Here is a 26,539-nt window from a genome sequence, read left to right as displayed (position 1 = left end):
CGACGACCGGCGTCAGCGCGTGCTCAGCACGCGAAGAATCGCGCCGGTGAGACGCGCGAGATCGGCCTCGCCGATCGTGAAGGCCGGCGTCAGATAGACGATCCTGCCGAACGGCCGCACATAGACGCCCGCCTCGACGAAGCGCGCCTTGAGGGCCGGGATGTCGATCGCCTCGAGCTCGACCGCCCCGATGGCGCCGCGCACCCGCACGTCGACGACGCCCGGCAGATCGCGGCACGGCGCGAGCTGTTCGGTCAGCTGCGCCTCGATCGCCGCCACCTGGGCGAGCCGCGGCTCGCGCGCGAACAGGTCGAGCGAGGCATTGGCCGCCGCGCAGGCGAGCGGGTTGCCCATGAAGGTCGGCCCGTGCATCAGCGCGTGCATCGGATCGTCCGACCAGAAGGCCTCGAACACGCGCCGCGACGCGACCGTCGCGGCGAGCGGCATGGTGCCGCCGGTGAGCGCCTTCGACAGCGTGAGGATGTCGGGAACGACGCCGGCCTGCTCGCAGGCGAACATGGTGCCGGTGCGCCCGAAGCCGGTGAACACCTCGTCGAAGATCAGGAGCGTGCCGTGCCGGTCCGCAGCCGCGCGCAAACGCGTCAGCACGGCGGCGTCGTGGAACAGCATGCCGCCGGCGCCCTGCACCAACGGCTCGATGATGATGCCGGCGATCTCGTCGGCCCGCTCGGCGAGGAGGCGGTCGAGCGCCGCCGTGGTCTCGTCGTCGCGCGGCAGGTCGGCGACGATCTGCTCGGGCAGCAAGCCGTGGAACAGCCGGTGCATGCCCTCGTCGGGATCGCACACGGCCATCGTCCCGGTGGTGTCGCCGTGATAGCCGCCCCGGAACGCGACGAACCGCTTTCGGCCGCGCACCCCGGTGTTGATCCAGTACTGCACGGCCATCTTCATCGCGACCTCGACGGCGACCGAGCCGGAGTCGGTGAAGAAGACGCGGTCGAGGTCGCCGGGCAGCAGCGCGGCGAGCCGGGTCGCGAGTCGCGCCGCCGGCTCGTGCAGCAGGCCGCCGAGCATCACGTGCGGCATGGTGGCGAGCTGGTGCGCCACCGCGGCGGCGACGTGGGGATGATTGTAGCCGTGACAGGCCGTCCACCACGACGCCACGCCGTCGACCAGCTCGCGCCCGTCGGTCAGCACGATGCGGCTGCCGCGCGTCGCCGCGACCGGCAGCGGTGCCGGCGCGGTCTTCATCTGCGCATAAGGCAGCCAGACATGGGCGAGACCGTCCGCATGCCAGTCCGGGGCACCCTGCTCGCACTCGGTCACCGCGGCGAGACCGGTCCAGCGCGGCGGGCGGAGCGTGGCGGCTCGTCGTGACATGGTCGTCCTCCGCCTCACAACAGACCGAACTGCAGGAGCAGGAAATAGGCGGGAATCGTGACCAGGCCCATCACGGTGGTGAGCCCCGTCATGACCGCGATGTAGCCGGCGTCGGCGTTGTAGGCGCGCGCCGCGATCGACACCTGCGTCATCACCGGCATGGCGGCCTCGATGACGTAGACCTTGCGCATCAGGTCCGGAACCTCGATCAGCGACGTGACCAGGAGCACCACGGCCGGCGCGATCAGGAATCGCGCTGCGACCAGGATCCACATGTCGCGGCTCATCCGGACGGCCTTGAGGTTCGACACGTAGATGGCGATGCCGAGGAACAGCATGGCGAGCGGCGTGGTCATGCCGCCGAGATAGCCGAGCGTGCTGGACAGGAAGGTCGGCAGCTTGATGCCGCCGAGGATCAGCACGACGGCGAGCACCGAGCCGACCAGGGGCGGCGTGACGATGTTGCGCAGCGTCGACAGGCCGAAGGCCGGACGCGGCACCACGACGACGGAACCGTCGCGCTGCGCGGCGAAGCGCGGCCCGTCGAGGCTCAGCCCGTAGACGCCGATCGTCCAGAACAGCAGGGTCTGCACGAGATAGTAGATCACGGCGTAGGGGAGCGCCGCCTCGCCGAACAGCGCGACGTTCACGGGAAACCCGATGAAGCCGCTGTTGGAGACGAAGAACATCGCCTGGAAGGCGCCGCGCCGCTGCGCCGGCACGCGCGCCAGGAACGACACCGCGACGCCGATCGCCCAGACGGTCAGCATCACCACGAGCGGCACGGCGGCGGCCGTGCCGGCCTGCACGAGGTCGTGCCGCGTGTAGGACTTCGTCATGCTGACGATCATGTAGCACGGGATCGCGATCGTCATGGCGAGCCGCGAGAACAGCCGTCCCGTCGCCTCGTCGAACCAGCCGCGATGCGTGAGCCAGGTGCCGAGCGCGATCATCAGCATGCAGCTGAACACGCCGCTCAGGGATTCGAAGATGTCCATGATCGATGGTCGGCCGGGGGTGGCCGGGTGCAGGCGGGTGGTTCAGCCCGCCAGCCCGGCGATCCGGACCGTCTCCTTCCAGATCGGCCGTTCGCGGGCGGCCCGCGCGGCCACCTGCTCGGGCGTCGACGAGAGCGCGCGCGCGCCGACGACGGCGAAGCGCCGCCGCACCGTCTCGTCGGCCGCGATGTCGCGCATCGCTTCGGCGAGCCGATCGACGACAGCGCGCGGCGTTCCGGCCGGAACGGCGAAGGCCGCCCAGGATGTCATGTCGAAGTCCGGCATGCCGGCCTCGGCCATGGTGGGAACGTCGGGCAGGGCCGGCCAGCGCTGCGTGCCGGTGAGGGCGAGCGGGCGGATCTGTCCGCTCTCGATATACGCCATGTAGGACGTGAGATTGTCGATGGCGAAGGCGACGTCGCCGGACAGCATGGCGGGAATCGTCTGGGCGGCGCCGCGGAACGGCACATGCGTGGCGTCGATCCCGGTGCGGGCCGCGAACAGGGTGGGGAACAGATGCGTCGAGGTGCCCACCCCGGAGCTACCGAAGGCGAGCTTTCCCTTCTGCTTCGCCCAGGCGACGAACTCGGCGACCGTCGTCGCCGGCACGCGGGCCGGGATGACCAGCGCATTGGGCAGCTCGTAGATCAAGGAGACCGGCGCGAAATCGCGGTCCGGATCGGCGGCCGTCGGGCCGTCGATGAACGGGTTGATGGCGAAGTGGCCGACCGTCGCGGCGGCGATCGTGTAGCCGTCCGGCCGGCTCGCCACCATGGCGGCGACCCCGATATTGCCGGCGGCACCCGGCCGGTTCTCGATCACGAAGGTCTGGCCGAACCGCGCCTCCAGCCGCTCCGCGACGATGCGGGTGAGGAGATCGACCGAGCCGCCGGCCGGATAGGGCACGATCACGTGGACCGGCCGGTCCGGCCACACGGTCGGACCGCTCGCCCGCACCGTCGCGGCGACGATGCCGGCGGCGGCGGCCGCCAACCCGCCCGCCATCACGGTGCGCCGCGTCAGCAGCGATCTCGGGTCCATCTCGTGCTCTCCCGCAGCCGATCCGCTCGCCTCAGCCGTGGCAGGCCCGCCCGGTCAGCATCGGCTCGTCGCCGCAGCCGCAGGCCTCGGCCTCCGCCTCGGCCCCCTCGGCATCCGCCGAAAGGCCGCCCATCGGGCTCATGCCGAGCTTGCTCAGCAGCGCGAGATCGTGGTCGGGGCCGGGGTTCGGCGTGGTCAGCAGCTTCGGGCCGTAGAAGATCGAGTTGGCGCCGGCCAGGAAGCACAGCGCCTGAATCTCCTCGCTCATCTTCTCACGGCCGGCCGAGAGACGCACGAACGACTTCGGCATGACGATGCGGGCGACCGCGATGGTGCGGACGAACTCGAAGGCGTCGAAGTCCTTCTCGTCCTCCAGCGGCGTGCCCTTCACCTTCACCAGCATGTTGATCGGCACCGACTGCGGGTGCTCCGGCATGGTGGCGAGCGAATGGATCATGCCGACCCGGTCCTCGCGCGCCTCGCCCATGCCGACGATGCCGCCGGAGCAGACGTTGATGCCGGCCTCGCGCACCGCCGCGAGCGTGTCGAGGCGATCCTGGAAGGTGCGGGTGGTGATGATGTTGCCGTAGAATTCCGGCGAGGTGTCGATGTTGTGGTTGTAGTAGTCGAGGCCCGACTCCTTGAGCCGGAGCGCCTGCTCGGGCGACAGCATGCCGAGCGTCATGCAGGTCTCCATGCCGAGCTCCTTGACGCCCTCGACCATGGCGCAGACGACGTCGAGGTCGCGGTCCTTCGGGCTGCGCCAGGCGGCGCCCATGCAGAACCGCGTCGAGCCGGCCGCCTTGGCGCGGCGCGCCTCGGTCAGCACCTTCTCGACCTCCATCAGTTTCTCGGCCGGGAGCTTGTCCTTGTGGCGGGCGCTCTGCGGGCAGTAGCCGCAGTCCTCGGGGCAGCCGCCGGTCTTGATCGACAGGAGCGACGAGACCTGGATCTCGTGCGGATCGAAGTTCTCACGGTGGACCCGCTGCGCCTCGAACATCAGGCTCGGGAACGGCAGGTCGAAGAGCGCGCGAATCTCGGCCCGCGTCCAGTCGTTGCGAACGATGCCGCCGGCGCCGGGCGCGACGCTCGAGGCGAGATCGGTGGGGATGATGACAGTACGATCGTCCATGGGGCGAGACCTGATTTTGTCGTGTCGACGGCCGGGATACGGGGGTCGATCCCCCGGCCGCCGACGGGTTTTTACGGACTTTCGATCCGCTACGCTATCCGAACGTGCCGGCGGGCGTCGGCACACCTCTCTCGGCGGATCATCCGAAGATCGTCCGCATGATGATATAGCAGACCGACGGGCAGACCAGACAGCCGAAACCCGTATAGAAGGTGGCCGTCAGGGCGCCGTAGGGCACCAGGCGGGCGTCGGTGGCGGCGAGGCCCGCGGCGGTGCCGCTGGTGGTGCCCATCAGCCCGCCGTAGACCATGGCGGCCGCCGGGTTCGTCAAGCCGAACGGCTTGGCGAGCAGGGGCGTCAGGATCATCACGGCGATCGACTTCACCACGCCGGCCGCGATCGACAGGGCGATGATGTCGGAGCTCGCCCCGATCGCCGTGCCGGTGACCGGGCCGACGATGAAGGTCACGGCGCCGGCCCCGATGGTGGTGAGGTCGACGGTACCACGGTAGCCGAACGCGTAGGCGATGACGACGCCGACCACGAAGGCCACGAAGGTGCCGATGACCAGCGACAGCACGCCGGCGAGGCCGGCCTTCTTCAGCTCCTCCAGCCGCACGCCGTAGGCGGTCGAGATGATGCAGAAGTCGCGCAGCATGGCGCCGCCCATCAAGGCGAAGCCGGCGAACAGCGGCACGTCGGCGATGCCGCGCTTGCCGTTGGTCAGCATGCCGCCCACGAAGGCGAGGATCAGGCCGATGACGATGGCGACGGCGGAGCCGTGCACCCGCCCGCGGGTGATCTTGTCGGAGAACGCGTAGCACAGCCAGGTGAGCGCGCCGACGAACACGAAGGCGAAGATGAGCCCGCGCGGCTTCGTCAGCTCCATCAGGAAGACGTTGATCTGGTCCATGGTCCGCTCCTCAGGCCTTCTTCGCCTGCGCGCCGGCCGGAACGTCTTCGTCGCCGAACGTCGAGGTCGCCGCGCCGGCCCATGCCGACAGGATGCGGATGAACGGGAAGAGAACCACAACCGAGACGACCCCGGCGAGAAGGGCGACCAAGCCGCCGTTCAGCGCCGCGACGACGTTCTGGGTCGCCGCCATGGCGATGACGACCGGAATGTACATCGCGTTCCAGAACAGGATGCCCTGCTCCGACGCCTTGGGCATCATGCCCTTCTGTTTCAGCCAGTTCGTCAGAAACACCAGGATCAGCATCGCGAAGCCGACACCGCCGATGTCACCGTCGATCCCGAGCAGCTTGCCGAGGACGACGCCGATGGCCGTGCCCACGAACATGCAGATGCCGAGAATCATTACCCCGTAGATGACCATTGTTACCCCCAGTGGCCGTTTCGAGGATCATGGTCCGGAGCATGGCTCCGGACCGATCGCTTGTTATTCGATCACCATGATCAGCGCGCCCGGCTTCAGCCGGTCGCCGACCGCGACGCTGATCGACTTGACGGTGCCGTCGACCGGCGACACCAGCGGCGTCTTCATCTTCATCGCCTCGAGCACGGCGACCTCGGTGCCCTTGGCGACGGTGTCGCCGACGGCGACCTTCACGGCCTCCACCTTCGACGGCATCTTGGCTTTCAGATCCATGTGTCAGACTCCTGGTTGAAGTTCGAGTGCGGGGTTCGGAGCGCGGGACGTCGCCGGACACGGTCCGGAGCCGAGCGCCCGCAGCGCTTCGTCACGGTCGAGGAGACGCAAATCGGCCAGGCCGCGGCCCAGCACGGTGCGCGTTCCCGAAAGCAGCTCGGCGAGCTTGACGCCGTAGCCGTTGGCGAGATCGACCTCGGCGTCGAGCCGCAGCGCGTGCCGCTCCGCGATCGCGGATGCGGCGGCCGCGAAGCCGGCGAGCGCCGTTTCGTCCGGCGCGCGGACGACGAGGTCGAGATCGGAGCCCGTCTCGAGATAGGCGAGGCGGGTGGCGAGCTGGAGCGCGGTCGAGCCGAACACGCCGAGCGCGATGCCGTGATAGCCGGCGGCATCGCACAGCGCGTCGAGCGCCGGGCCGACCGCCAGGGTGCGGGGCCGCGGACCGGCCAGCACCTCGTAGGGCGACCATGTGGCGGCGACGGCGGCGAGCGGCGCCGTGATGCGGGCGCGCACGCGCGATCCGTCGTGACGGAACGGGAAGGCTACGCCGAGCTGGACGTGGCCGGCCGGCACGTCGCCCTCGGCCCGGCAGGCGATCCCGGGGATGTCGTTGTCGGCGAAGGCGGCGGCCGCCCAGGTCGGCAGCGGGGCGCGGCGGAACGGCGGCAGCACGCCGGCGGCGACCGCCTCGGCGAGATCCTCGCGCGCCTCCGCCGCGAGGAAGACCAGGGTGTGGCGGGGATAGGTCATGGCCCCCTTCACCGCGTCTTGCGCCAGACCGGATCGGTCTTGGCGGTCGCCTGGAGATCGATCTGGGCCTGCACCAGATCGTCGAACAGTTTTGTCGCGACCGGCCCGACGATGCGGATCGGTGCGGCAGACTTGCCGTCGGCCGCGGGCAGGCTCGGCACCAGCTCGAGCGCGGTGGCGGCGGCGCCGGTGACGAGGCCGGGCGGCACCTTCACGACCCGGCCCTTGATGCGCAGGATGGTGCGGGCGGTGCGCTCCACCGTCTCGGCGGCGTGCGGCGTGGCGCGCACCAGCACCTCGTATTCGGGATGCGTGCGGCGCCGACGATAGGTGATGACGCGGCCCTTCGGATTGCAGACGTGGCCGCTCTCCGCGTAAGGGAAGCTGTCGGCGGTCGGCAGGCCGCCGACGATCAGCTCGCGAAAGCCCTCGCCGGCCGGCGAGGCGACGAGACCGATGTCGTCGCGCAGCGGCACGCCGTCGAGCGTCAGCCAACCGTACTCCTGGCAGCCGTAGAGATCGTGGACCTTGTAGCCGCGCCGCTCGGCGACCGGCAGCAGGTCGAGGTCGAGGGGCGTGCCCGCGACCATGATGACGAGGTGCTCGGGAAGCCGGTCCGCGAGGCCGAGCCTGGAGGCCTCTTCCAGGCTGGCGCGGACGAACGACGACTCCCCGAGCACCAGGGCCGGCTGTTGCCGGCAGAGCGCGACGATGAACGCCTCGCGGCTGGAACGCTCCAGGAAGAACCAGTCGATCCCGGCGCGCTGCAGCCCCTCCCGCGAGAACACGTTCACGAGCGGCGGATACGTGACCAGCATCCGCTGCCCCGCCGTCGCACCGACCGTGTCGAGGACGCGGCGCGCGACGGCGCAGCGCTCCTCGATCTCGCTGAACGTCACGCCGACGATGTTCTGGAACGCCGACGATCCGGTCGTGAAGGTCAGGTAGGCGAGGTTGAGAGGAGTGTGGACCTCCTCGATCACATGGGCCGCCGTCGGCCCCGCGATGCCCTTGTCGGCGAGCGTCCGGCGCGGCATCTCGCCGAGCGACGGCACCGTCGCGAAGGCGTTCGCCATCTCTTCCAGATCGTCGAGCGGGTCGGACATCGCGGGGTCCTCCGGGACCTTCGGTCAGGCGGTCTGCGGCCGGTACGTGTCGGCCACGGACGCGAACTCCGCCGCCATCTTGGCGGCGACCTGCGGACGGGTGACGCGGCCGCCGCGGGCGGCCCCGAGCGCGGCGCGGCCCTGCGGACCGGTCGCCTCGCCCTTCGCCTTGGCGTCGCGCAGCGCGGCGACCTGCGCGACGACGACGCCGCGGAGATCCGGGATTTCCGGCACCAGCTCCTCGACGCCGCCGAGCTTGAAGAAGAACTGCGGACCGGCCGCGAACACCGGGTTGCTCTTGGAGAGATCCTCGAGCACCTCGATGTCCTTCTTGATGATTCGCGACACGCTGGTGAGCGGCATCACGTGGATCATCGTGCCGAACTTGGCGTCGAGCGCGACGATGCGGTCGGCCTGCAGGCCGTGGCACAGGAAGGCGCCCGAGATGGCGCGGCCGATGACGGCGGCGACGATCGGATGGCCGGCGAGGCGGGCCTCGGCGAGCGCCAGCTGATAGGCGCCCGTCGACTTGTTCATGCCGAAGATTTCCTCGACCTTGCCGGGGCCGTTCCCGGGCGTGTCGACGACCAGCACCAGCGGGCGCTTCTTCGCGGCCGGCTTGTCGGCGTCGGCCGCGATGGAGGCGTAGACGGCGGACGCCATCTTGTACCCCTCCTCCATGCCGATGATGCCGGCATAGACGACCGGGAACTTCTCGTTGAAGGCATCGGCGTCGGAGGCGATGACCGTGACGGTCTCGCCGGCGAGCTTGGCCGTGCCGACCACGGCGCCGGGGCCGTAGCTCTCGTCGGTGAACTGCTTGGCGCCGACGACGTCCCGCTCGAAGGAGCCGGGATCGACGATCATCTCGAGGGCGACCAGGCCTTGCCCGATCAGGGTGTCCATGGTGATCTCCTGATTGCTGCTGCGCGGCGCGGGCTCAGACCGAGAGCCGCTGCGCCTGCTTGCGGAAGTCGTCGACGGGCGCGTCGCCGAGCCCGGCCGGATCGTTGTTGCCGGCGCGGCGCCACACGTCGTAGGCGTCCTTCGGCTGCATCTCGGCGGCGAGCGCGACCAGACGCATCTGCTTCTCGACCAGCGCGACCGAGCCGATGCGGCGGAACTGCTCGAAGTCGGCGACCGGCAGCTTGCCGAGCTCGGCGAGCTGGGCCCGGAAGGCGGCGATGCGGTCGTCGACCAGGAAGTTGCAGTCGCCCATGATGTACTTGTGGCGGCCACCGGTGGTGCGATAGACGAGCGCGCGGTTGGACGCGTCGAACTCGTCCTTGCCCATCTCCTCCTCGATCACCTCGGGGCCGGTGAGGCCGAGGCGGCCGAACTCGCTCATCACGATCACGTCGGTCGCGGCGGCGACGAAGCCCATGCCGCCGAAGCAGCCGATGCGCGAGCCGATCAGCGCGACCACCGGCACCTTGCCGCGGGCGCGCTGGAAGGCGTCCATCACCTCGGCGTGCGCCAGCAGGCCGGCATTCGACTCGTGCAGCCGCACGCCGCCGGTCTCGAACGAGATCACCACCATCGGCAGCAGCTCGGGCGCGATCGACGGAGTCTTCGCCTTCAGCTCGTCGGCAAAAGCGATCGCCAGATCGATCGTCGTCACCATCTTGGCGCCGCCGACCTCGCCGACCGCGCCGCCGATGAAGCGGCCTTCCTGCGAGATCACGAAGATCGGCCGCTGACCGATCTTGCCGACGCCGGTGACGACACCGTCGTCGAACTCGACGGCTTCGCCGAGCGCGACCAGATGCGGGCTCGACATCCGGTCGAACGGACCGGCGAGCTCGGTGAAGGTGCCCTCGTCCACGAGGCCGATGGCGCGGTCGCGCGCGCTCGACTCGAGGAAGCTCCGGGCCTGCAGTTTGCTCCAGTTCGGCATGTCAGTTCTCCTCCGGCGTCACGCCGCGGTCTCGGCGAGCGCCTGCTGCAGCCGCATGGAGACGACGGCGGGCGAGGCGTTGTTGTCGTTGATGTCGATGGCGACGTCGGCGAGCTTGGCGCGATTGACGAAGGTCTGGACGACCTTGCGCCACACCGCGTCGAAGCCGCCGACCGGCGTCGTCACTTTCACCTTGACGCCGCCTTCGAGATCGCACGGCTCGAGGATCACCTCGAGGTCGCCGGAGCCGACCACGCCGTAGTGCACGGGCGCCGCCAGCCGCACCGTGGCGGCCTCGGCCTTGCAATCGAATTCGAGAGTGTTGAGGGCCATCGTGATTCTCCGTGGCTCACCAGTTCCGGAAACGGGCCGGCGGGTTGTAGAGGCCGCCCGACCAGTCGACGAGCTCGCGCATGTTGCGGGCCGCGAGCCGGTCGCGGGTGGCGGTGTCGGGATCGATGCCGAGATCCTCGGCCGTCTTGACGATGCCCTGGTCGCGCAGCCGGCGCGTCTCTTCGGGCTTCGCCTCGAGGCCGATCTCGGTGTAGCCGGCGACCGCGCGAATCGCCGCCATGCGGGTGTCGAGATTGCCGCAGCGGTTGAGGTAGGCGATGCCTTCCTCCGTGACGATGTGGGTCACGTCGTCGCCGTAGATCATCACGGGCGGCAGATCGAGCTTGGCGTTCTCGGCGAGCTTCCAGGCGTCGAGCTTGTCGACGAAGGCCGGGGCGCGCGCCTCGCCGAACGTCTCCATGCCCTGCACGACGAGCCGCTTGCCGCGCGGCATGTCGCCGATCAGCTCGCGCATGTTGGGCACCTCGCGGCCGCACTTGATCCACGAGTCGGTCGAGTGCCGGCGGCCCTTGGCGTCGCAGCCCATGTTCGGCGCACCGCCGAAGCCGGCGACGCGGTTGGCGGTCGCGGTCGAGGAGTTGCCGAAGCGGTCGATCTGCAGGGTCGAGCCGATGAACATGTCGAGCGCGTAGTGGCCGGCGGTCTGGGCCAGCGCGCGGTTGGAGCGCAGCGAGCCGTCCGGGCCGGTGAAGAACACGTCCGAGCGGGCGCGGACGTACTCCTCCATGCCGAGCTCGCCGCCGAAGCAGTAGATCGTGTCGATCCACCCCGATTCGATCGCCGGGATCATGGTCGGGTGCGGGTTGAGCACCAGCTCGGTGCACGCCTTGCCCTTCAGCCCCAGCTCCTCGCCGTAGGTCGGCAGCAGGAGCTCGATCGCCGAGGTGAGGAATCCGATGCCGTGATTGATGCGCTTCACGCCGTACTGGCCGTAGATGCCCTTAAGGCACATCATCGCGAGCAGGACGTGACGCTCGGTGAGGAGCCCCGGATCGCGGGTGAACAGCGGCTCGATGAAGAACGGCTTCGGCGACTGCACGACCGCGTCGATCCAGTCGGCCGGGATGTCGACGCGCGGCAGCTTGTCGACGATCTTGTTCACCTGGGCGATGACGATGCCCTTGCGGAACTTGGTCGCCTCGACGATGACGGGCGTGTCCTCGGTGTTGAAGCCCGTGTAGAGGTTGCCCTCGCGGTCGGCCTCGTAGGCGCAGATCAGCGAGACGCGCGGCGTCAGATCGAGGCAGTAGCGGCCGAACAGCTCGAGATAGGTGTGGATGGCGCCGAGCTCGAGCTTGCCCTCGCGGATGAACTTGGCGACGCGGCCGGACTGCGGGCCGCCGAAGGCGAAATCGAGCTTCTTGGCGATGCCCTTCTCGAACACGTCGAGATGGGCGGCGAGCGGCACCGACGACTGCACCATGTGCAGATCGTGAATCTTTGCCGGATCGACCTTGCACAGCGCCTCGGCCAGGAAGTCGGCCTGCTTCTGGTTGTTGCCCTCGACATTGACCTTGTCGCCGGGCCGGATCACGGCCTCGAGCAGCGGGACGATGTCCTCGGGCTTCACCTGCTTGCCGGCCCCGATGAAACGGGCGGCGGCTTCCATCCGCTGCGCCGTGTCACGCGCCAGCGTGTTCCATTGACGTTCGACTTTCATGTAGAACCCCCTTGAGGACGTGGTCATCGGCCCGCCGCGGCCGCCGCGATCGGCGGCCGGGCGTGGCGGATGTCTCCGGAATGGACGAGGTGGTCGTGCCCGGCGTCGTCGCGCAGCACGAGGGCGCCGTCGTTTGCGAGCGCGACGGCCGTGCCGGCGAGCGGCACGGCCGAATCGGAGACGACGACCCGGCGGCCCAGCGTGCTGGTGCCGCGCCGCCAGGCATCGGCGATCGGCGCGAAGCCGCGATCCTCGAGGATCGCGACCCAGGTCGAGAACGAGTCGAGGCAGGCGTCGAGGACGGCGGCGCAGTCGAACGCCCGGCCGGTCGCCGCCGCGAGCGAGGTCGCGATTCCGCGCAGCTCCGGCGGGAACGTCTCGGCTGCGATCGCGACGTTGAGACCGAAGCCGACGACGACGAAGTCGACGTCGCCGTCCGTCGTGGTCGCCGCCTCGGCGAGAATGCCGCAGATCTTGCGGTCGTCGATCAGGATGTCGTTCGGCCACTTGATCGCGGCGGGCACGCCGAGCCGCGTCACCGCGTCGTGCAGCGCGACGGCCGCCAGCAGGGTCGCCTTGGTCAGATCACGTCCGGGCGCCCGCCGCAGCAGGAGCGAGACGCAGAGGCTCTCGTCGCGACTCGAGAACCAGCTGCGCTCGCCCTTGCCGCGTCCGGCGACCTGCTCGTCGGCGACCAGCACGGTTCCGTCCACCGCGCCGCCACGCCCCAGCTCGATCAGCATCGCATTCGTCGAGTCGGCGACCGGGATGCGCAGGACGGTACGACCGATCCTGCGGTCCGGGCGATCGGCCGAGCCGAACGGCGCGACGAGCCTATCGTGAACCGGGGCGTGCACGGCGCGGATCCTCTTGTGCCTGTCGGCTCAGTGACCGGCGACCAGGCCGATCGTCGAGGCGAACACGCCGACCGCGATCGCCGAGACGATCAGGCCGCAGATGTTGGCGCCCATCGCGACCGGCAGGATCATGGCGTAGGGATTGGCCTCGCCGACGATCTTCTGGGCGATCTTCGCCGTGGTGGGCACGCAGGACACGCCGGCGATGCCGACGACCGGATTGAAGTTGCCGCGCGAGAGCGCCCAGATCAGCCAGCCGCCGAGCAGACCACCGATGCCGGAGAACAGGAGCGCCGTCATGCCGAGAACGAGCAGCAGCAGGACGCGGACGTCGAGCAGGGTCGAGGCCTCGCACAGCACGCCGAGCACCAGGCCGAGCAGCAGGGTCGACATGTAGGTGATCGTCTTCTCCAGGAGCTCCTGGTACGGCTCGATCTCGGCCTCCTTGATGGCGACGCCGAGGAAGAAGGAGAGCGTCAGCGGCGCGGCGACCGGGAGGAGCAGGCAGAGCAGCGCGGCGGCGACGATCGTGAAGATGAACTTCGACTTCTGCGAGACCTCGGGGAACTCCATCTCCACCTCGGCGCCGCGATACTTCGCCGGCACCAGCAGCTTGATCAGGTAGGGATAGCCCGCATAGGTGAGGGACAGGTACAGATAGGCGATGATCGAGATCGGGACGAAGAGGTCCTTCGCCATCACCAGCGAAGCGAACAGCACCATCGGGCCATCGGCGCCGCCGATCGAGCCCACCGCCGCCGCCTGGCCGGGCGTCAGCCCGCAGTAGTAGCCGATCACGAGGGTCACGAAGGTGCCGAGCTCGGCGAAGATCGCGATCGTGATCGAGGCCCACGGACGGGCGAGAATGAAGGTGATGTCCGACATGGCGCCGATGCCGAAGAACAGCATGCAGGCGACCAGCGAGTTCGAGAAGGCGAAGTTGTAGACGGGCTGCAGGAAGTAGATCTGCATCGCGTCGACCAGCGCGGCCGGCTCGGCGACCAGCGGGGCCAGCATGAGGGTGCCGATCTTCTGGCCCTCGAGGAACATCACGCCGGCGTTGACGCACATCATCGCGAGGCCCATCGGCACCATGATGAGCGGCTCGAGCGTGCGCTTGAAGCCCAGATAGGCGAGCCCGAACCCGACGACGATCAGGACGACGCGCATCACGGCGACGACCGGTTCCTGCGCGAACATCGTCGCGATGCCGGGAAAGATGGAGAGAAGCTGTTGCAGCATGGATTTAGGTCCTCGTATCTCGGTCGGGCGGCCGCGCGTCGCGGGCCGCCGAATCTCACTCGGCGCCGCTGCCGCTCATCAGCTTGTTCAGCAGGACGATCACGCCCATCACCGCATAGGCGATCACGGCCGTGATCGCGTAGGCGGCGATCGTGTAGACGATGACGTTCATCGACGGTCTCCGTTGGATTGAGTCTGGTGGTCGCCGCCGAGGCAGAACCTCCGCGTCGCGGTTTCGGGAAAGGTGCCGTGCTCGATCAGATGCGCGCCGACCGTCACGGAGAGCAGATCCGCCGCGCCGCCGGGGCTGACGCGCCGGGCGATGCAGGCCGCGTCGAGCCGCTCGATCGCGGCGACCCCCTCGGGCGTCAGCGCGCCGCCGAGATCCATCACGCGGCGCGCCTCGGCGCGCACGAAGTCGAGCGCCTCCGGGCCGCCGCGCCACATCACGGTGGTGTCGTCGGCGACGGCGATCAGCGCGATCAGCGCATGGACGAGCGCGCGGTCGAGGCCGTGGCCGGCGGCGAGCGCGGTGCGCAGCGCCGGCAGGCCGCAGTCGAGAACGGTGGGGAAGCCGGCCTCGACCTCGCCCCGGATGCCGAGCGTGCCGTGACGCCGGAACAGAATCTCGCCGGCGGTGTGCGGCGTGCCGGTGCGGCCGTGCAGTTCGCGCGCACACAGGCCTTCGGTGATGGCACCGACGGTGCGCAGCACGTCCTCGGCGCGCAACGTGTCGGCGCTCCGGCTGACGCAGCCGGCGGCGGCGGCGAGCAGGCCGGCGCAGAACAGCGCGCCGCGCTGGGTGTTGACGCCGTTGGTCGCGCCGAGCAGCGCGGCGTCGTGATCACGTCCGACGGCGCGGACCGCCGGCAGCAGATCGACGAGCGCGCCGCGGTGCGAACGGCCGAGCGCCGCGCACTGGAACAGGCAGGGGGCGATCGCGGCCGAGGAGAGCATGAAGGTGCGCACGTCCATGTCGGCGTGCGCACCCATGGAGCGCGGCGTCACCAGGCCGGGTTTCGGGTGGGAGCAGACCTCGAGGAGCAGCCCGGCGAGCGCCGCCGAACCGATCCGCCATGCGGCGGCGTCGAGCAGCGCGGGACAGACGGGCGTATCCGGAAGGACGGGAGAGCAACCCACGACGACACTCCTGCGCTCGCGGATCCGGACGACATCGTCGTCGGATGCACGGAGAGCGCAGCGCGCGTGCCACAAGGCACGTCACGGCTGGAGAAACACCGTCGCTAGGTTCGCGTGATCGCTCGGCGGGGATCGGATCGCCTCGGACGTCGCGTCGCCTGACCAGGGTCGTGAGACTCGGGGTCGTCGGACGGGCGCTCGAAGGATCCGCAGGAACTGTCGTGGCCGATCTCTGAGTTTCGCGTGCTCCGTGACCGCGGCCGTCCGTCACGGGACGGCGGCAATTTGTTCCTGCCGCCCCGAGCTGTCAATCGGCGACCGGGCAAGCAGAATCACGGATGGAGCGGGTTCGTCGGCGCTGATTCTAAAACGGGTTTCGACGAGCCCGGCGAAAAACGCACGGCCGAGATGATCAGGAGGAATGCGGCTTCATCGGCGCGGGAGAGAGCGGTATCTATTCGCGCGACGCCGGACGGGACGGCGTTCCCCCCTCCCCCGCATCCCGAGGTGATCCCCATGGACATCGCCACCGACCGCATCGGCAAGCTGGCCCTGATCACGGCCATGTCGAGCGACGACGAGGAAATCAGGATCAAGGACTCGCTGAAGAGCGACCCGCATGTGCGGCTCACCGTCACCTATGTGAGCGGCCGCAAGGGCGACATCGAGCGGGTGTTCGTGCGCTCGCTGATCGGCGCCGCCCTCAAGGCCGACACGGTGCCGGAGCGGGCCGGGCCGATCCACGCGATCATTCATGCGGGACTCGAGGCGTGGCACGGGCTCACGCACGCCGTGGTCGACAGCTCGAGCCTGAAGATCAAGGTCGCCATCGTGTCCGACGGCAAGTGGCTGGTGATCGCCGCCTACGGCGACTCGGCCATGCATCAGCTCACCAATCACGAGCGGATCGGCTTCGGGGCGATGCATCTCTGACCCGGCGCGGCGCCGCCTTCTTGGCCCCCAACCCCTTGTTAACGCTTCATTAACGACGTCCCGGGTTGCGCCCCGGTGTGGCAGAATTGACACCAATTTTTCTCGGGTTCGAGTCAGATTGCATCCACCAAAGACGAGGGGATGGACCAATGAAGAAGATCCTGATGGCGACGGTCGCGACCGTCATGTCGATTGGCGTCGCCGGCGCCGCGGACCTCTCGGCCCGCATGCCCATGAAGGCCCCGCCGCCCGTGATGGCGCCGGTGTTCTCGTGGACCGGCTGCTACATCGGCGGCTATGTCGGTGGCGCGTGGTCGGGTGGCGACTCGACCGCCTATCCGTACACGTTCGGCGCGGCCAACCAGTACGGCTATGCCTACAACACCGATTCGAGCTTCATCGGCGGCGGCACGCTGGGCTGCAACTGGCAGCCGATCGGCTCGCCGTTCGTGCTCGGCCTCGAGGGCGAGCTCGGCTATCTGAGCGTCGAAGGCTCTGCCTACGATCCGCTCCGTACTCCGGCCGGCAGCTACTGGGCGTCGAGCAAGGTCGGTGACTGGTACGGCATGATCACCGGCCGGCTCGGCTACTCCTTCGGCCAGGCGCTCCTCTACGCCAAGGGCGGCGTCGCCTTCGTCGGCGTCGAGAGCACCTACACGGTCCCGGGCGCCTCGGTGTCGATCAGCGACACGATCGCCACCTGGACGGTCGGCGGCGGCCTTGAGTGGGCGTTCGATATGAACTGGAGCGTCAAGGCCGAGTACATGTATATCGGCCTCGACGAGACGCAGGGCGCCTGCGCCTCGACCACGGTGGGGGGCGGCTTCGGCTGCTTCACGCAGGACGTCGGCGGCATCCACACCGCCAAGGTCGGCCTGAACTACCGCTTCGGCGGTGGCGCTCCGGTCATGGCGCGCTACTGAGCCGCGTCGACCCCTCCGGGCCGAAGTCCCAGCAGAGGCTGGTCGGGTGAAACGGCAAGGGCTCCGAGGTCTCCTCGGGGCCCTTTGCCGTTTCGTGTCACCGCGCCGCGCCCGGCCCGTCGCTTGCTTCTCCGCTCGCGGCAGCGCCCGGATGGAGGATTTGCGACAATGGCGACGGTGATCTTCTGGGAGAAGCCCGGCTGCGCCGGCAATGCGCGCCAGAAGGCGCTGCTGCGCGCCTCCGGCCACGAGGTCGACGTTCGTGATCTGCTGAGCGAAGCCTGGACGGCGGAGCGGCTGCGCCCCTTTTTCGGCGAGCGGCCCGTGACGGCGTGGTTCAACACGTCCTCGCCGCGGGTGAAATCCGGCGCCGTGGTGCCGGCCCTGCAGACGGCCGAGACGGCGATCGCCCTGATGCTCGCCGATCCGCTGCTGATCCGCCGGCCGCTGATGCAGGTGGGCGAACGCCGCGAGGCGGGCTTCGATCAGGCGCTGGTCGACGCCTGGATCGGCCTCGCACCGACCCGCCAGACCATCACGGACCAGTGCCCCAAGGACGACCCGCAGCACGCGGTCGCCTGCAAGGCCGCAGACGCGGCCGGCGCATCCTGATCAGCCGCCGGCCAGCGTTCGCACCACGGTCCCGAGACCGGCGAGCAGGTCGGCCGGGCCGGTCTCCACCACCAGGCGGAAGCCGAGATGGGCGGGCGGCACGCCGGCCGCACAGCCGCCGGTGCGGGGGTCGCGGATGAAGTCGGTCATGTAGGTGCGGTGCTGGCCCTGGACGACCCGGACGCCGCAGTTGACCGTGGTCGGCCGCGTCTCGCCGGAGGCCTCGAGCGCGGCCCGCACGAAGCAGCTCGCGGTCCACTCCCACACGTTGCCGGCGATGTCGGCGAGTCCCTTGGCGTTGGTCCCGAAGTGCCCGACCGGCTGCGGCGCCGTCGGGCCGGTCTCGCGCGCCGCCTCGGTCTCGTAGCGGGCGAGCCACGCCTTGGCCGGATCGGCGGTGTCGACCACCGGCAACACCTCGTCGCGCGCCCGCTCGGCGGCGGCGAACACCCACTCCGCGTCGGTCGGCAGCCGGTGGACGACGCCGGTCGCGCGGCTGATCCACGCCGCATAGGCGAGCGCGTCCCGGAAGCTGACGCCGACCATCGGCCGGTCGGCCGCCGTGCCGGCCTGCGGGACGCGCGGGCAGCCGCCGGCGTCGACGCAGGCGCCGTACTCGGCCGCCGTGACCTGCCGCGCCATGACAGCGAGCGGCCGCTCCTGTCGCCGCGCCTGCAGCGGCGCGACGACAGGGCGACCCGCGACCGTGATGTCGCCGGCGGTGCGGTAGGAGAAGGGGCCGGGCGCCAGCACGACGATCTCGTGCGGCAGCACCGGCGGCGCCGCGGGGGCAAGGACCGCGACGGCACCGGCCACCAGCGGCCCGGCGAGGGCGGCCGCGACCGCGGTGAGCTTCAGTCCCGACACGAGCAGCATGGCCGTTCCTCCGACCGCGGTCCTGCGGACCGACGCGGCGACTGCGCCGGTCCGCGGGGAGGCGCGGACGGCGCCATGTCACCGCCTCGCCATGTCACCGCCTCACTTCGTCACCGTCCGGGCGGCGGAGCCCACCTTGCCGGGCGTGATCGGCCCGGGCGGCGACACCTGCGTCATCAGATCGTCGTTCCAGGTGCCCTCGACCTTGAAATGCGCCGTGGCGCCGAGCTCCACCGCCTCGATCAGGTTGTGGTTCACGTAGGCGTAGACGCCGGGCTGCAGGAACGTGTAGAGGGCCGCGCCCGCCGAGCCGCCGCGGATGAACCAGGTCTCGAGATCCGTCTGCGGCGGGTTGCTGAACTTGCCGGTCTCCCACACGTGGTCGCCGTGGCCGCCGATCAGGTGCGGACGGGTGTCGCGGTTGGCCTGCGAGTGGACGATCATCACGGTCTCGCCGACCTTGGCCGTCATGGCGTTCTTGCCCGTGAGCGCGCCGACCCGGCCGTTGAACACGACGTGCGAGGGGATCAGCTTGCGCATCACCTCGGTCGTGTCGCTGTAGGACTCGGCGAGCGACTCGTAGCTCTTGAACTTTCCGGTCTCGTCGCGCGGGACGTAGAGGTCGTTCTCGCCGACATAGTAGATGCGGTCGTAGCGAAGCGGCTTGCCGGCGCGGTCCTTCAGGCCGTCGCGCGGCAGCACCATCACGGTGCCGCTCATGCCGGAGACGACGTGCCAGGGGATCATGCCCTCGGGGGCGCAGTGATAGACGAACACGCCGGTGCGGGTCGCCTTCCAGCGCAGCACCACCTGCTCGCCGGGGTTGACGTGGGTGAGCGCGCCGCCGCCGAGCGCACCGGTCGCCGAATGGAAGTCGATGTTGTGCGGCATCGTGTTGGTGTCGGGATTGACCAGCGTCAGCTCGACCTGATCACCTTCGTGCACCACCATCATCGGGCCCGGCATGGTCCCGTTGAACGTCATGGCGCGGAACTTGGTCCCCGCCTCGTCGATCACCACCTCCTTCTCCTCGATGACCATCCTGAACTGGACGATCGCGGGCTTCTCGGTCGTGGCCTGCTCGTGCGGATGGACGAAGGGCGGGGCGACGAGATCGACGGTCTTGCGCGGGAGATCGGGGCTCGCGGCGAGCGCCGGAGCGGCAGCCAGCAGGGCGGCCACGGCGGCGCCCATCAGTACGGACCTGCGGGTCATCGGACCCTCCTTTGTGCGTCGTTCCTTCGAAATCGATGAACGGACGCTAGGAGCGCGACGGCCCGGCTTCGTTGTGAAACGGCAATCAGCGGGGCGTCGCCGCGCGCGACGGCGGCGCTGCTTGCCGAACCGCAAACAGGGAGGGCGGAGCAGCATCAGCGGGCGGAGTCGACCCTCGTGCCCCGGACAAGGCGCGCCGGGCCGAAGGCCCGATGCGCCGCAGAGCCGGGGCCCCAGGGGCCACAGGGAGAGACCTCTCCTGAACAGCCCTGGGTCCCGGGTCACGACGCTATGCGTCGCGCCCGGGACAAGAGCCTCCTCAGTCGGCCCGTCCGTCGATGTAGCGGACGAACAGCGGGCGGCCGGCGAGGCCGCGGCCGAATTTTTCGGAGACGCGCAGCCGGTCGCAATCTTCGAGGCTCTTGGTGATGGCACGACGGTAGACGTCGCGCGTCTCCTTCGAGGCCCCCTTGGTGGCGTAGGTGACGGAGGGTGGCCCCATCAGGCTGCCGTCGCGGGAGAGGCCGAACCGCACCGTCATCTCCATGCCGGGCTTGCGCTCGCTCTCGGCCGGCGGCGTCCAGCAGGCGCGCAGCGCCGCGAACAGCTTTTGAACCGTGTCGACCGGGCCGTCGGCCTTCGCCGTGTCGGCCGGTGCGGGCTCGGTCTTCGCGGTGTGGATGGTGAGCCGCAGGCTGCTCGGCAGGCAGCCGCCGGTGCCACAGTCCGGCGCGGCGCCGCCGAGCGCCGCGCCGACTCCGGCGGTCCCCGCGCCGGCCCCGGCCGCCCCGCCGCGCCGGTCGCGGGCCGGCGGCGCGACCAGGACCGGGACATCGCCCGGCCCGCGCCGATACATCGGCACGTCGCGGGCAGCCGGTCCCGGCGCGATGCGGCCGCCGCCGATGCCGACGCCGCCCGGCGTCCAGCCCTGCACGGGCGCCCCTGGCGCGATCGGGATGCCGCCCGGCCCTGGCGTCGTGGTGAGCTGGGCCCGCGCGGCCGTGCCGGGAAGGCCGAGCAGGACGAGACCGGCGACGATGCCGATCATGGCGGATCGCCGGCCGGTCGCGGCGGCGCCGATCGTCTCCCGAGCGGTTCTGCGTCGCGTCATCGCCCGCCGCGTGATCGTGCGTTGAATCATCGTCTCTCGACTCATCCTGCCCCGGGCGGTCCTGCCGGTCGCCGGTCGCTCCGCGCGACCCTTCGGTTGACGAAGGTCAATCGCCGGCCGCCGGCCCGGTTCAGGCTGTGGCGGCCGGGCTCCTGTCCCGGTCTCGCGGGAACCGATCATGGCACACGACACCACGGTCCGGCGCATCGCCCTCGCCCTCACGACGAGCCTTTGGCTCGCCGCCGCCGGACCGGCCGCCGCGGCCGACTTCTGGCGCTGCACGGAGGGCCGTTGGACGGCAGTCGGGCAGCCGCGGCACCCGATGCCGGAGCGTCCCTGCGGCTCCCGCCTCGCGGTGCCGCGCGAGCAGGCCGGTTGCGAGGCCGCCGGCGGCCGCTGGGGGCCGGCCGGTCTCTTCCCGGCGCCGATCTGCCGGGTGCCGACCCGTGACGGCGGCCGCGTCTGCGCCGACAGCGGGGAATGCGAGGGGGAATGCCTGGCGGCGCCGACGCCGGCCGAGCGCGACCGGCTTCGCTCCGGCCGACCGATCGCCGCGACCGGCACCTGCACGCCGCACGTCCCGGTGTTCGGCTGCCAGGCCCGGGTGGTCGAGGGGGTCGTGCACGGCATCCTCTGCCGGGACTGAGCCGCCGCGCGCGCCTCGCGGCGCAGCGCCGGGCTCACGCCCATTCGGCGCGTGCCTCGGCGACGAGATCGACGCTGCCGCGCACCCCGATGTCGTCGAGATGCGCGTCCAGGAACGCGGCGGCGCAACGCCGGCCCTCGTCGCGCAGGAACTCGAAGAACTCGAAGTCGGTGGACATCCGGCTCGCCGCCGTGAGCTCGTGGCCGATCACGTCGAGGGCGATGCGGTGCAGATTGATCCGGCGGTAGGCGCCCGGCCCGGTGCCGTGCGGCAGGCGTCCCTCGTCGATCAGCCGCGCGACGAACTCGATGGCGCGCACCTCCGCCAGGAGAGACGAGTTGAAGTTGATCTCGTTGACGCGATCGAGGATCTCGCGCGACGTCAGCGGCGTCGTCCGCCGCACGAGCGGATTGAGCTGGACGATCAGCACGTCCTCGGTGGCGGTGGTGTGGAAGAACGGGAAGATCGCCGGATTGCCCAGATATCCGCCGTCCCAGTGCGGCACGCCGTCGATCTCGACGGCGCGGAACAGCATCGGCAGGCAGGCGGAGGCGAGGATCACGTCGGCCGTGATCTTGTCGCGCGAGAAGACCTTGAGCCGGCCGGTATGGACGTCGGTCGCCGAGACGAAGAGCTGCAGCGGCGCACAGGCCCGCACGGCCTCGAAATCGACGAAGCGCTCGATCAGCTCGCGCAGCGGGTTGATGTCGAGCGGCCGCAGGTCGTAGGGCGGAAGGAAGCGGCCCAGCACGTCGAACCACATCCCGATCGGCGACGTCTCCAGCGGGACGAAGGACAGGAGCCGGTCGAGCACGGTCCGCTGCAGGGCCGGCAGGCCGCCGGCCGTGCTGACCGCCCGCCACAGATCGGCGAGCCGACGCCGCGCCTCGTCGGGCCCGCCGCGGGCGAGGCCATCGGCCAACATCACGGCGTTGACGGCGCCGGCCGAGGTGCCGGAGATGCCCTCGATCTGCACGCGGCCGTCGGCGAGCAGGTGGTCGATGACGCCCCAGGTGAAGGCGCCGTGCGCGCCGCCGCCCTGCAGGGCGAGGTTGACGCGCTTGGCCGCGCCGGACGACGCGCCGGCGGGCGGGAAGGCGGGTGATTCGGCCGTCATGCCGGGACTCTACTCCGCCAGCGCCTCCTTGCGCTTCCTGAAAACGGTCGGCGACAGCAGCACCAGGATCAGCAGCGCGGCGACGCCGAGCAGCGTCGCACTGATCGGCCGCTGCAGGAACACGCCGAAGTCGCCGTCGGACAGCATCATGGCGCGGCGGAAGTTCTCCTCGAGCTGCGGCCCGAGCACGAGGCCGAGCAGCAGCGGTGCCGGCTCCGCCCCGACCTTGATGAAGAAGTAGCCGATCAGGCCGCAGGCCAGCATCAGCCAGATGTTGAACACGCTGTTGGCGATGCCGTAGGTGCCGATGCAGCACAGGAGCGCGATCGCCGGGAACAACAGCCGATAGGGGATCTTCAGCATCGACACCCAGATCCCGACCATCGGCAGGTTGATGATCAGCAGCATCAGGTTGCCGACCCACATCGAGGCGATGACGCCCCAGACGAGCTGCGGCTGCTCGGTCATGATCTGCGGACCCGGCTGGATGCCGTGCATCATCAGGGCGCCGATCATCAGGGCCATCAGGGCGTTCGCTGGAATGCCGAGGGTCAGCAGCGGGATGAAGCTCGTCTGCGCGCCGGCATTGTTGGCGGCCTCGGGCGCGGCGACGCCCTCGATCGCGCCGTGGCCGAACATCGCCTTGTTCTTCGAGATCTTCTTCTCCAGCGCATAGGCCGTGAACGGCGGCAGCGCGGCGCCGCCGCCGGGCAGCACGCCGAGGATCGAGCCGATCAGCGTGCCGCGCGTCATCGCCGGGAACGCCGCCTTCAGGTCGGCGAGGCTCGGGATCAGGTCGCGCACCTTCTGGCTGACCACCTGGCGGACCGGCGGGCGCTCCAGATTGGCCATGATCTCGCCGAGGCCGAACAGGCCCATCGCGACCGGCACGAAGTCGATGCCGTCGCCGAGCTCGGCGACCCCGAAGGTCATGCGGGCCGCGCCGGACGAGACGTCGATGCCGATCAACCCGAGCAGCAGGCCGAGCAGCACCATGGCCAGCGCCTTCATGACCGAGCCATGGGCGAGGATCACGGCGGCGAGCAGGCCGAGCACGAGCAGCGAGAAATACTCGACCGCCGTGAACTTCAGCGCCAGCACCGACAGCGGCAGGCTGAGCAGACAGATCACCACGGTGGCGATAGTGCCGGCGTAGAACGACGAGATGGCGGAGATCGCCAGCGCCGGCCCGGCGCGGCCGTTCTGCGCCATCTTGTGGCCGTCCAGGCAGGTGACGACCGACGAGGTTTCGCCCGGCACGTTGACCAGGATGGCCGTGGTCGAGCCGCCGTACTGGGCGCCGTAGAAGATGCCGGCCAGCATGATGAAAGCCGAGGTCGGCGCCAGCCCGAACGTGAACGGCAGCAAGAGCGCCACGGTCGGGATCGGGCCGATTCCGGGCAGCACCCCGATGGCGGTGCCGATGATCACGCCGATCAGGCAGTAGAGGAGATTGATCGGCTCGACCGCGGTGGCGAGGCCGAGCGCGAGATTGCCGAACAGGTCCATGGCGGTCGTCTCCTCACCAGGGCCAGATCGGCACCGGAAGCTTCAGGGCTTGGACGAACAGCAGCACGGCACCGACCGCCATGGCCCCGCCGAACAGCACCGTCTCCAGCGGCCGCGTCTCGCGGCTGGCGAAGCCGGCGATCACGATGGTGACGATCGCCGCGATCATCAGCCCCGCCGTGGTGACCAGCAGCGCGAAGGCGGCGACCGCCGCGAGGATGAACACGACCGCGCGAGGCTGCGGCGGGGCGATGCCCTTGAACGGCGCGAGAAGCCCGCGCACGACGAAGAACAGGCCGAAGCCGAGCACCGCGACGGCGATCGCCCGCGGCATGTAGCCCGGCCCCATGTTGGCCGCCGTGCCGACCCGCAGGCTCCAGGTCGCGACCGCCGTGAACACGGCGACCGCGACCAGGAACAGGCCGAACAGCAGATCCTGCAGATCGATCCGACGGCCAGCCATGGTGCTTCGCGCTCCCTCACTCGCCCTTGATGCCGTTCTCGCGGACGACCGCGCCGAGCAGCTTCACGTTGTCGGCGAACCAGGTACGGAACGCCGCCGGCCCATCGGCCTTCACGGTGCCGCCGAGATCGGCGATCTTCTGGGCGATGTCCGGGCTCGCGAGGATCGTCTTCAGCGCGGTGTCGAGCTTGGCGACGAGCTCGGGCGGCGAGCCGGCCGTCACCATCAGGCCCTGCCAAGTGCCGGCATCGCCGGCCGGCAGCTTGGCCTCGTCGAAGGTCGGGAGATCCGGCGCCGACTTGAGCCGCTCGGGACCCGAGACCGCGAGGCCGACGAGCTGGTTGTTCTTGACGAAGGGCAGCGTCGCCGTGACGCCGTTGAAGATCACCTGGCTCTCGCCCGCCACCACGGCGCGGGTCGCGGCGGCGCCGCCGCGATACGGCACGTTCTTCCACTCGATGCCGAGCGCCTTGGCGATGCGGATCGGGGTGACGTGATTCATGCCGCCGATGCCGGAGTTGGCGACCGCGAGCTTGCCCGGATTGGCTTTCGCGTAGCTGATCAGCTCGGCGACCGACTTGGCCGGCGTCGCCGGGCTGACGGCCAGCACATAGGGCGCGAACATGATCATGCCGACCGGCGCCAGATCCTTCTGCGGATCGAAGGTGAGGTCGGGGAACAGGCTCGGCGCCAGCGCCAGCGTGCCGACATCGAGCAGCAGCAGCGAGTGGCCGTCCTTCGGCGCCTTGGCGACCGCGTCGGCGCCGATGTTGCCCGAGCCGCCCGGCTTGTTCTCGACGACGACGGCCTGGCCGATCGCCTCCTGCAGCTTGGGCGCGATCAGGCGCGCCAGGATGTCGGAGGTGCCGCCGGGCGCGTAGGGCACCACGATGCGCACCGCGCGACTGAAATTCTGCTGCGCCTCGGCGGGCGCCGGCTGCAGGGCCGCGCCGGCGAGCGCCGCGGCGACGACGAAACACAACGGTCTGATCATATGCGTCCTCGTGATGGCCGGTCGGATGGAAGACGGTGTCGACGAGCGGACGCGCGAAACGACGATGAGCGGAACGAAGAGATCAGGAAAAGCGAGGAAGACGTAGGAGGACGGATGTCGTCGGTCGCGCGGCCGCGTCGGAAGTCGGACGAGTCGAGTCGTTCGGGTCTAGTCCGGGCCAGCGTTGTTCGAAATCCGGATGACCGCGTGGGCATGGTCGAATATTTCGCGAGCGAAGTCGATGGCGCGTTCGCGCCGTGCCGCTCGTCTCACGTCATACGTCGTATGATGTGGCAGGGACGACCAGATCACGTGATGATCGCGGGCGCGGTCGACGATGTGGTGTTCGGGGCAGCGCCGATGGTCACGCAGCGTCGACGGCGCGACGCCTCGTTCCCCGAGATACCGCCGCGGCCCTCGACCGGACTGCGCTCGCGCGGGCATCGGCTGCCGCGCACCCCCGATCGGACCGGAAAGGCGGCCGGACGTCTCCCACGAACCGGGTACGACGACGGCGGTTGTCCCGACGAGGCTTTCGCCATTCGACAGAGGGAGAGAACGATGGCACCGACCCGAAGCACGGACGCCCAGCCCCGACCCGGCGACGAGGCGCCGTCCGGCACGCCCGGCACCGGCGAGGCGATCTGCCCGGACTGCGAGGGCACCGGCCGCCGCGACAGCCGCGCCTGCCCGACCTGCCGCGGGACCGGCAAGGTGGTTCAGGGCATCGGCGGCGCCTGAGGGGCGGGTCGAGGCCAAGCACCGCGCCTGCCGCCGCGGGTGAGCGCACGCCAGGGATCGCAGCCGGTCGGGATGTGTAGCGCGACAGGACGTGCGCCGCGGCACCGCCTCGCGATAAGGCAGCACCCTCGCCCGCCCCGTAGAGGCGCATCGGGCGCCGTCACGTGTTGGATGCGTCCGCGATATCGGCGGACAACCCGAGCGTCGTCATCCCCGCGCCCGACCACGACGGACGCCAGCGCGACGAAGCCACGCTAGAGCGGAATCCGAT

General features: G+C 70.0%; 28 protein-coding genes. 5 read left to right on the top strand and 23 right to left on the bottom strand.

Annotated elements, in window-relative coordinates; genetic code table 11:
* Positions 1–12: 12 nt before the first annotated feature.
* The 16 genes from ABTU92_RS08025 to mdcB form a co-directional block, all read right to left on the bottom strand.
* Positions 13–1,341: an adenosylmethionine--8-amino-7-oxononanoate transaminase gene (locus ABTU92_RS08025; protein WP_408089392.1), complete on the bottom strand. Its 1,329-nt coding sequence runs from the start codon at positions 1,339–1,341 to the stop codon at positions 13–15.
* Positions 1,342–1,355: 14 nt separating this feature from the next.
* A complete protein-coding gene (locus ABTU92_RS08020; protein WP_408089390.1) occupies positions 1,356–2,339 on the bottom strand; it encodes an AEC family transporter in 984 nt (327 codons plus the stop codon).
* A 42-nt stretch (positions 2,340–2,381) separates the two neighbouring features.
* Positions 2,382–3,380, bottom strand: coding sequence for a Bug family tripartite tricarboxylate transporter substrate binding protein (locus ABTU92_RS08015; RefSeq protein WP_408089388.1), 999 nt, complete (start codon positions 3,378–3,380; stop codon positions 2,382–2,384).
* Between the two features lie 31 nt (positions 3,381–3,411).
* Positions 3,412–4,512 (bottom strand): biotin synthase BioB, encoded by a 1,101-nt coding sequence (gene bioB, locus ABTU92_RS08010; protein WP_408089386.1) that lies wholly within the window; start codon positions 4,510–4,512, stop codon positions 3,412–3,414.
* A gap of 139 nt (positions 4,513–4,651) precedes the next feature.
* Positions 4,652–5,425, bottom strand: coding sequence for a malonate transporter subunit MadM (gene madM, locus ABTU92_RS08005; RefSeq protein WP_408089384.1), 774 nt, complete (start codon positions 5,423–5,425; stop codon positions 4,652–4,654).
* A gap of 10 nt (positions 5,426–5,435) precedes the next feature.
* Positions 5,436–5,849 carry a malonate transporter subunit MadL gene (gene madL / locus ABTU92_RS08000; RefSeq protein ID WP_408089382.1) on the bottom strand — a complete coding sequence of 138 codons (414 nt, stop codon included), beginning with the start codon at positions 5,847–5,849 and terminating at the stop codon, positions 5,436–5,438.
* Positions 5,850–5,912: 63 nt separating this feature from the next.
* Positions 5,913–6,122, bottom strand: a complete 210-nt coding sequence (locus ABTU92_RS07995; protein WP_408089380.1) for a biotin/lipoyl-containing protein — start codon at positions 6,120–6,122, stop codon at positions 5,913–5,915.
* A 3-nt stretch (positions 6,123–6,125) separates the two neighbouring features.
* The gene (gene mdcG / locus ABTU92_RS07990) at positions 6,126–6,872 is read right to left on the bottom strand and encodes a malonate decarboxylase holo-[acyl-carrier-protein] synthase (RefSeq protein WP_408089378.1); all 747 of its coding nucleotides are present in this window, start codon (positions 6,870–6,872) and stop codon (positions 6,126–6,128) included.
* A gap of 8 nt (positions 6,873–6,880) precedes the next feature.
* Positions 6,881–7,978, bottom strand: a complete 1,098-nt coding sequence (locus ABTU92_RS07985; RefSeq protein ID WP_408089376.1) for an acyl carrier protein — start codon at positions 7,976–7,978, stop codon at positions 6,881–6,883.
* A gap of 24 nt (positions 7,979–8,002) precedes the next feature.
* Positions 8,003–8,884, bottom strand: coding sequence for a biotin-independent malonate decarboxylase subunit gamma (mdcE, locus tag ABTU92_RS07980; RefSeq protein WP_408089374.1), 882 nt, complete (start codon positions 8,882–8,884; stop codon positions 8,003–8,005).
* A gap of 34 nt (positions 8,885–8,918) precedes the next feature.
* Positions 8,919–9,875 (bottom strand): biotin-independent malonate decarboxylase subunit beta, encoded by a 957-nt coding sequence (locus ABTU92_RS07975; RefSeq protein ID WP_408089372.1) that lies wholly within the window; start codon positions 9,873–9,875, stop codon positions 8,919–8,921.
* An 18-nt stretch (positions 9,876–9,893) separates the two neighbouring features.
* Positions 9,894–10,208, bottom strand: a complete 315-nt coding sequence (gene mdcC / locus ABTU92_RS07970; protein ID WP_408089370.1) for a malonate decarboxylase acyl carrier protein — start codon at positions 10,206–10,208, stop codon at positions 9,894–9,896.
* Between the two features lie 16 nt (positions 10,209–10,224).
* Positions 10,225–11,889, bottom strand: a complete 1,665-nt coding sequence (gene mdcA, locus ABTU92_RS07965; protein WP_408089368.1) for a malonate decarboxylase subunit alpha — start codon at positions 11,887–11,889, stop codon at positions 10,225–10,227.
* Positions 11,890–11,912: 23 nt separating this feature from the next.
* Positions 11,913–12,746 (bottom strand): biotin--[acetyl-CoA-carboxylase] ligase, encoded by an 834-nt coding sequence (locus ABTU92_RS07960; protein ID WP_408089366.1) that lies wholly within the window; start codon positions 12,744–12,746, stop codon positions 11,913–11,915.
* A 27-nt stretch (positions 12,747–12,773) separates the two neighbouring features.
* Entirely contained in the window at positions 12,774–13,988 is a 1,215-nt protein-coding gene (madB, locus tag ABTU92_RS07955) for a Na+-transporting malonate decarboxylase, carboxybiotin decarboxylase subunit (protein ID WP_408089364.1), read from the bottom strand.
* Between the two features lie 168 nt (positions 13,989–14,156).
* Positions 14,157–15,128 (bottom strand): triphosphoribosyl-dephospho-CoA synthase MdcB, encoded by a 972-nt coding sequence (mdcB, locus tag ABTU92_RS07950; RefSeq protein ID WP_408089362.1) that lies wholly within the window; start codon positions 15,126–15,128, stop codon positions 14,157–14,159.
* A 516-nt stretch (positions 15,129–15,644) separates the two neighbouring features.
* Between mdcB and ABTU92_RS07945 the strand changes: the two genes are divergently transcribed.
* The 3 genes from ABTU92_RS07945 (at position 15,645) to ABTU92_RS07935 (ending at position 17,596) form a co-directional block, all read left to right on the top strand.
* Positions 15,645–16,061 (top strand): HutP family protein, encoded by a 417-nt coding sequence (locus tag ABTU92_RS07945; protein ID WP_408089360.1) that lies wholly within the window; start codon positions 15,645–15,647, stop codon positions 16,059–16,061.
* A gap of 149 nt (positions 16,062–16,210) precedes the next feature.
* The gene (locus tag ABTU92_RS07940) at positions 16,211–16,984 is read left to right on the top strand and encodes an outer membrane protein (RefSeq protein WP_408089358.1); all 774 of its coding nucleotides are present in this window, start codon (positions 16,211–16,213) and stop codon (positions 16,982–16,984) included.
* 168 nt (positions 16,985–17,152) lie between these two features.
* Positions 17,153–17,596, top strand: coding sequence for an ArsC/Spx/MgsR family protein (locus ABTU92_RS07935; RefSeq protein ID WP_408089356.1), 444 nt, complete (start codon positions 17,153–17,155; stop codon positions 17,594–17,596).
* Here the strand turns inward: ABTU92_RS07935 and ABTU92_RS07930 are convergent, their stop codons facing one another.
* From ABTU92_RS07930 to ABTU92_RS07920, 3 genes are all read right to left on the bottom strand, one after another.
* Positions 17,597–18,472, bottom strand: coding sequence for an SUMF1/EgtB/PvdO family nonheme iron enzyme (locus ABTU92_RS07930; RefSeq protein ID WP_408089354.1), 876 nt, complete (start codon positions 18,470–18,472; stop codon positions 17,597–17,599). It abuts the gene before it with no gap.
* A 102-nt stretch (positions 18,473–18,574) separates the two neighbouring features.
* Entirely contained in the window at positions 18,575–19,687 is a 1,113-nt protein-coding gene (gene nirK / locus ABTU92_RS07925) for a copper-containing nitrite reductase (RefSeq protein WP_408089352.1), read from the bottom strand.
* Between the two features lie 319 nt (positions 19,688–20,006).
* The gene (locus tag ABTU92_RS07920; RefSeq protein ID WP_408089350.1) at positions 20,007–20,828 is read right to left on the bottom strand and encodes a hypothetical protein; all 822 of its coding nucleotides are present in this window, start codon (positions 20,826–20,828) and stop codon (positions 20,007–20,009) included.
* A 148-nt stretch (positions 20,829–20,976) separates the two neighbouring features.
* On the opposite strand from ABTU92_RS07920, the gene ABTU92_RS07915 reads away from it, so the two are divergent.
* Positions 20,977–21,444: a hypothetical protein gene (locus ABTU92_RS07915; protein ID WP_408089348.1), complete on the top strand. Its 468-nt coding sequence runs from the start codon at positions 20,977–20,979 to the stop codon at positions 21,442–21,444.
* A gap of 34 nt (positions 21,445–21,478) precedes the next feature.
* On the opposite strand, the gene ABTU92_RS07910 is transcribed toward ABTU92_RS07915, so the two are convergent.
* From ABTU92_RS07910 to ABTU92_RS07895, 4 genes are read right to left on the bottom strand one after another with little or no spacing between them, the layout of a single operon-like run.
* The gene (locus tag ABTU92_RS07910) at positions 21,479–22,561 is read right to left on the bottom strand and encodes a patatin-like phospholipase family protein (protein ID WP_408089346.1); all 1,083 of its coding nucleotides are present in this window, start codon (positions 22,559–22,561) and stop codon (positions 21,479–21,481) included.
* A gap of 9 nt (positions 22,562–22,570) precedes the next feature.
* Positions 22,571–24,070 carry a tripartite tricarboxylate transporter permease gene (locus ABTU92_RS07905; RefSeq protein ID WP_408089344.1) on the bottom strand — a complete coding sequence of 500 codons (1,500 nt, stop codon included), beginning with the start codon at positions 24,068–24,070 and terminating at the stop codon, positions 22,571–22,573.
* A gap of 13 nt (positions 24,071–24,083) precedes the next feature.
* Positions 24,084–24,533 (bottom strand): tripartite tricarboxylate transporter TctB family protein, encoded by a 450-nt coding sequence (locus ABTU92_RS07900; protein ID WP_408089342.1) that lies wholly within the window; start codon positions 24,531–24,533, stop codon positions 24,084–24,086.
* 16 nt (positions 24,534–24,549) lie between these two features.
* Positions 24,550–25,527, bottom strand: a complete 978-nt coding sequence (locus ABTU92_RS07895) for a Bug family tripartite tricarboxylate transporter substrate binding protein (RefSeq protein ID WP_408089340.1) — start codon at positions 25,525–25,527, stop codon at positions 24,550–24,552.
* Between the two features lie 561 nt (positions 25,528–26,088).
* On the opposite strand from ABTU92_RS07895, the gene ABTU92_RS07890 reads away from it, so the two are divergent.
* Complete coding sequence (locus ABTU92_RS07890; protein ID WP_408089338.1) at positions 26,089–26,268, top strand: hypothetical protein; 180 nt, start codon at positions 26,089–26,091, stop codon at positions 26,266–26,268.
* Positions 26,269–26,539: the final 271 nt, after the last annotated feature.

This window comes from Rhodoplanes sp. SY1, from assembly GCF_046000175.1.
Taxonomy (GTDB): domain Bacteria; phylum Pseudomonadota; class Alphaproteobacteria; order Rhizobiales; family Xanthobacteraceae; genus Rhodoplanes.
Note: the sequence above shows the minus strand (reverse complement) of the source record. Positions and strands in the feature narration are given on the sequence as shown.

Coding starts and splice junctions, on each gene's coding strand:
- ABTU92_RS08025 (WP_408089392.1), bottom strand. CDS start 1,341: ATGTCACGACGAGCCGCCACGCTCCGCCCGCCGCGCTGGACCGGTCTC.
- ABTU92_RS08020 (WP_408089390.1), bottom strand. CDS start 2,339: ATGGACATCTTCGAATCCCTGAGCGGCGTGTTCAGCTGCATGCTGATG.
- ABTU92_RS08015 (WP_408089388.1), bottom strand. CDS start 3,380: ATGGACCCGAGATCGCTGCTGACGCGGCGCACCGTGATGGCGGGCGGG.
- bioB (WP_408089386.1), bottom strand. CDS start 4,512: ATGGACGATCGTACTGTCATCATCCCCACCGATCTCGCCTCGAGCGTC.
- madM (WP_408089384.1), bottom strand. CDS start 5,425: ATGGACCAGATCAACGTCTTCCTGATGGAGCTGACGAAGCCGCGCGGG.
- madL (WP_408089382.1), bottom strand. CDS start 5,849: ATGGTCATCTACGGGGTAATGATTCTCGGCATCTGCATGTTCGTGGGC.
- ABTU92_RS07995 (WP_408089380.1), bottom strand. CDS start 6,122: ATGGATCTGAAAGCCAAGATGCCGTCGAAGGTGGAGGCCGTGAAGGTC.
- mdcG (WP_408089378.1), bottom strand. CDS start 6,872: ATGACCTATCCCCGCCACACCCTGGTCTTCCTCGCGGCGGAGGCGCGC.
- ABTU92_RS07985 (WP_408089376.1), bottom strand. CDS start 7,978: ATGTCCGACCCGCTCGACGATCTGGAAGAGATGGCGAACGCCTTCGCG.
- mdcE (WP_408089374.1), bottom strand. CDS start 8,884: ATGGACACCCTGATCGGGCAAGGCCTGGTCGCCCTCGAGATGATCGTC.
- ABTU92_RS07975 (WP_408089372.1), bottom strand. CDS start 9,875: ATGCCGAACTGGAGCAAACTGCAGGCCCGGAGCTTCCTCGAGTCGAGC.
- mdcC (WP_408089370.1), bottom strand. CDS start 10,208: ATGGCCCTCAACACTCTCGAATTCGATTGCAAGGCCGAGGCCGCCACG.
- mdcA (WP_408089368.1), bottom strand. CDS start 11,889: ATGAAAGTCGAACGTCAATGGAACACGCTGGCGCGTGACACGGCGCAG.
- madB (WP_408089364.1), bottom strand. CDS start 13,988: ATGCTGCAACAGCTTCTCTCCATCTTTCCCGGCATCGCGACGATGTTC.
- ABTU92_RS07945 (WP_408089360.1), top strand. CDS start 15,645: ATGGACATCGCCACCGACCGCATCGGCAAGCTGGCCCTGATCACGGCC.
- ABTU92_RS07940 (WP_408089358.1), top strand. CDS start 16,211: ATGAAGAAGATCCTGATGGCGACGGTCGCGACCGTCATGTCGATTGGC.
- ABTU92_RS07935 (WP_408089356.1), top strand. CDS start 17,153: ATGGCGACGGTGATCTTCTGGGAGAAGCCCGGCTGCGCCGGCAATGCG.
- ABTU92_RS07930 (WP_408089354.1), bottom strand. CDS start 18,472: ATGCTGCTCGTGTCGGGACTGAAGCTCACCGCGGTCGCGGCCGCCCTC.
- nirK (WP_408089352.1), bottom strand. CDS start 19,687: ATGACCCGCAGGTCCGTACTGATGGGCGCCGCCGTGGCCGCCCTGCTG.
- ABTU92_RS07920 (WP_408089350.1), bottom strand. CDS start 20,828: ATGATTCAACGCACGATCACGCGGCGGGCGATGACGCGACGCAGAACC.
- ABTU92_RS07915 (WP_408089348.1), top strand. CDS start 20,977: ATGGCACACGACACCACGGTCCGGCGCATCGCCCTCGCCCTCACGACG.
- ABTU92_RS07910 (WP_408089346.1), bottom strand. CDS start 22,561: ATGACGGCCGAATCACCCGCCTTCCCGCCCGCCGGCGCGTCGTCCGGC.
- ABTU92_RS07905 (WP_408089344.1), bottom strand. CDS start 24,070: ATGGACCTGTTCGGCAATCTCGCGCTCGGCCTCGCCACCGCGGTCGAG.
- ABTU92_RS07900 (WP_408089342.1), bottom strand. CDS start 24,533: ATGGCTGGCCGTCGGATCGATCTGCAGGATCTGCTGTTCGGCCTGTTC.
- ABTU92_RS07895 (WP_408089340.1), bottom strand. CDS start 25,527: ATGATCAGACCGTTGTGTTTCGTCGTCGCCGCGGCGCTCGCCGGCGCG.
- ABTU92_RS07890 (WP_408089338.1), top strand. CDS start 26,089: ATGGCACCGACCCGAAGCACGGACGCCCAGCCCCGACCCGGCGACGAG.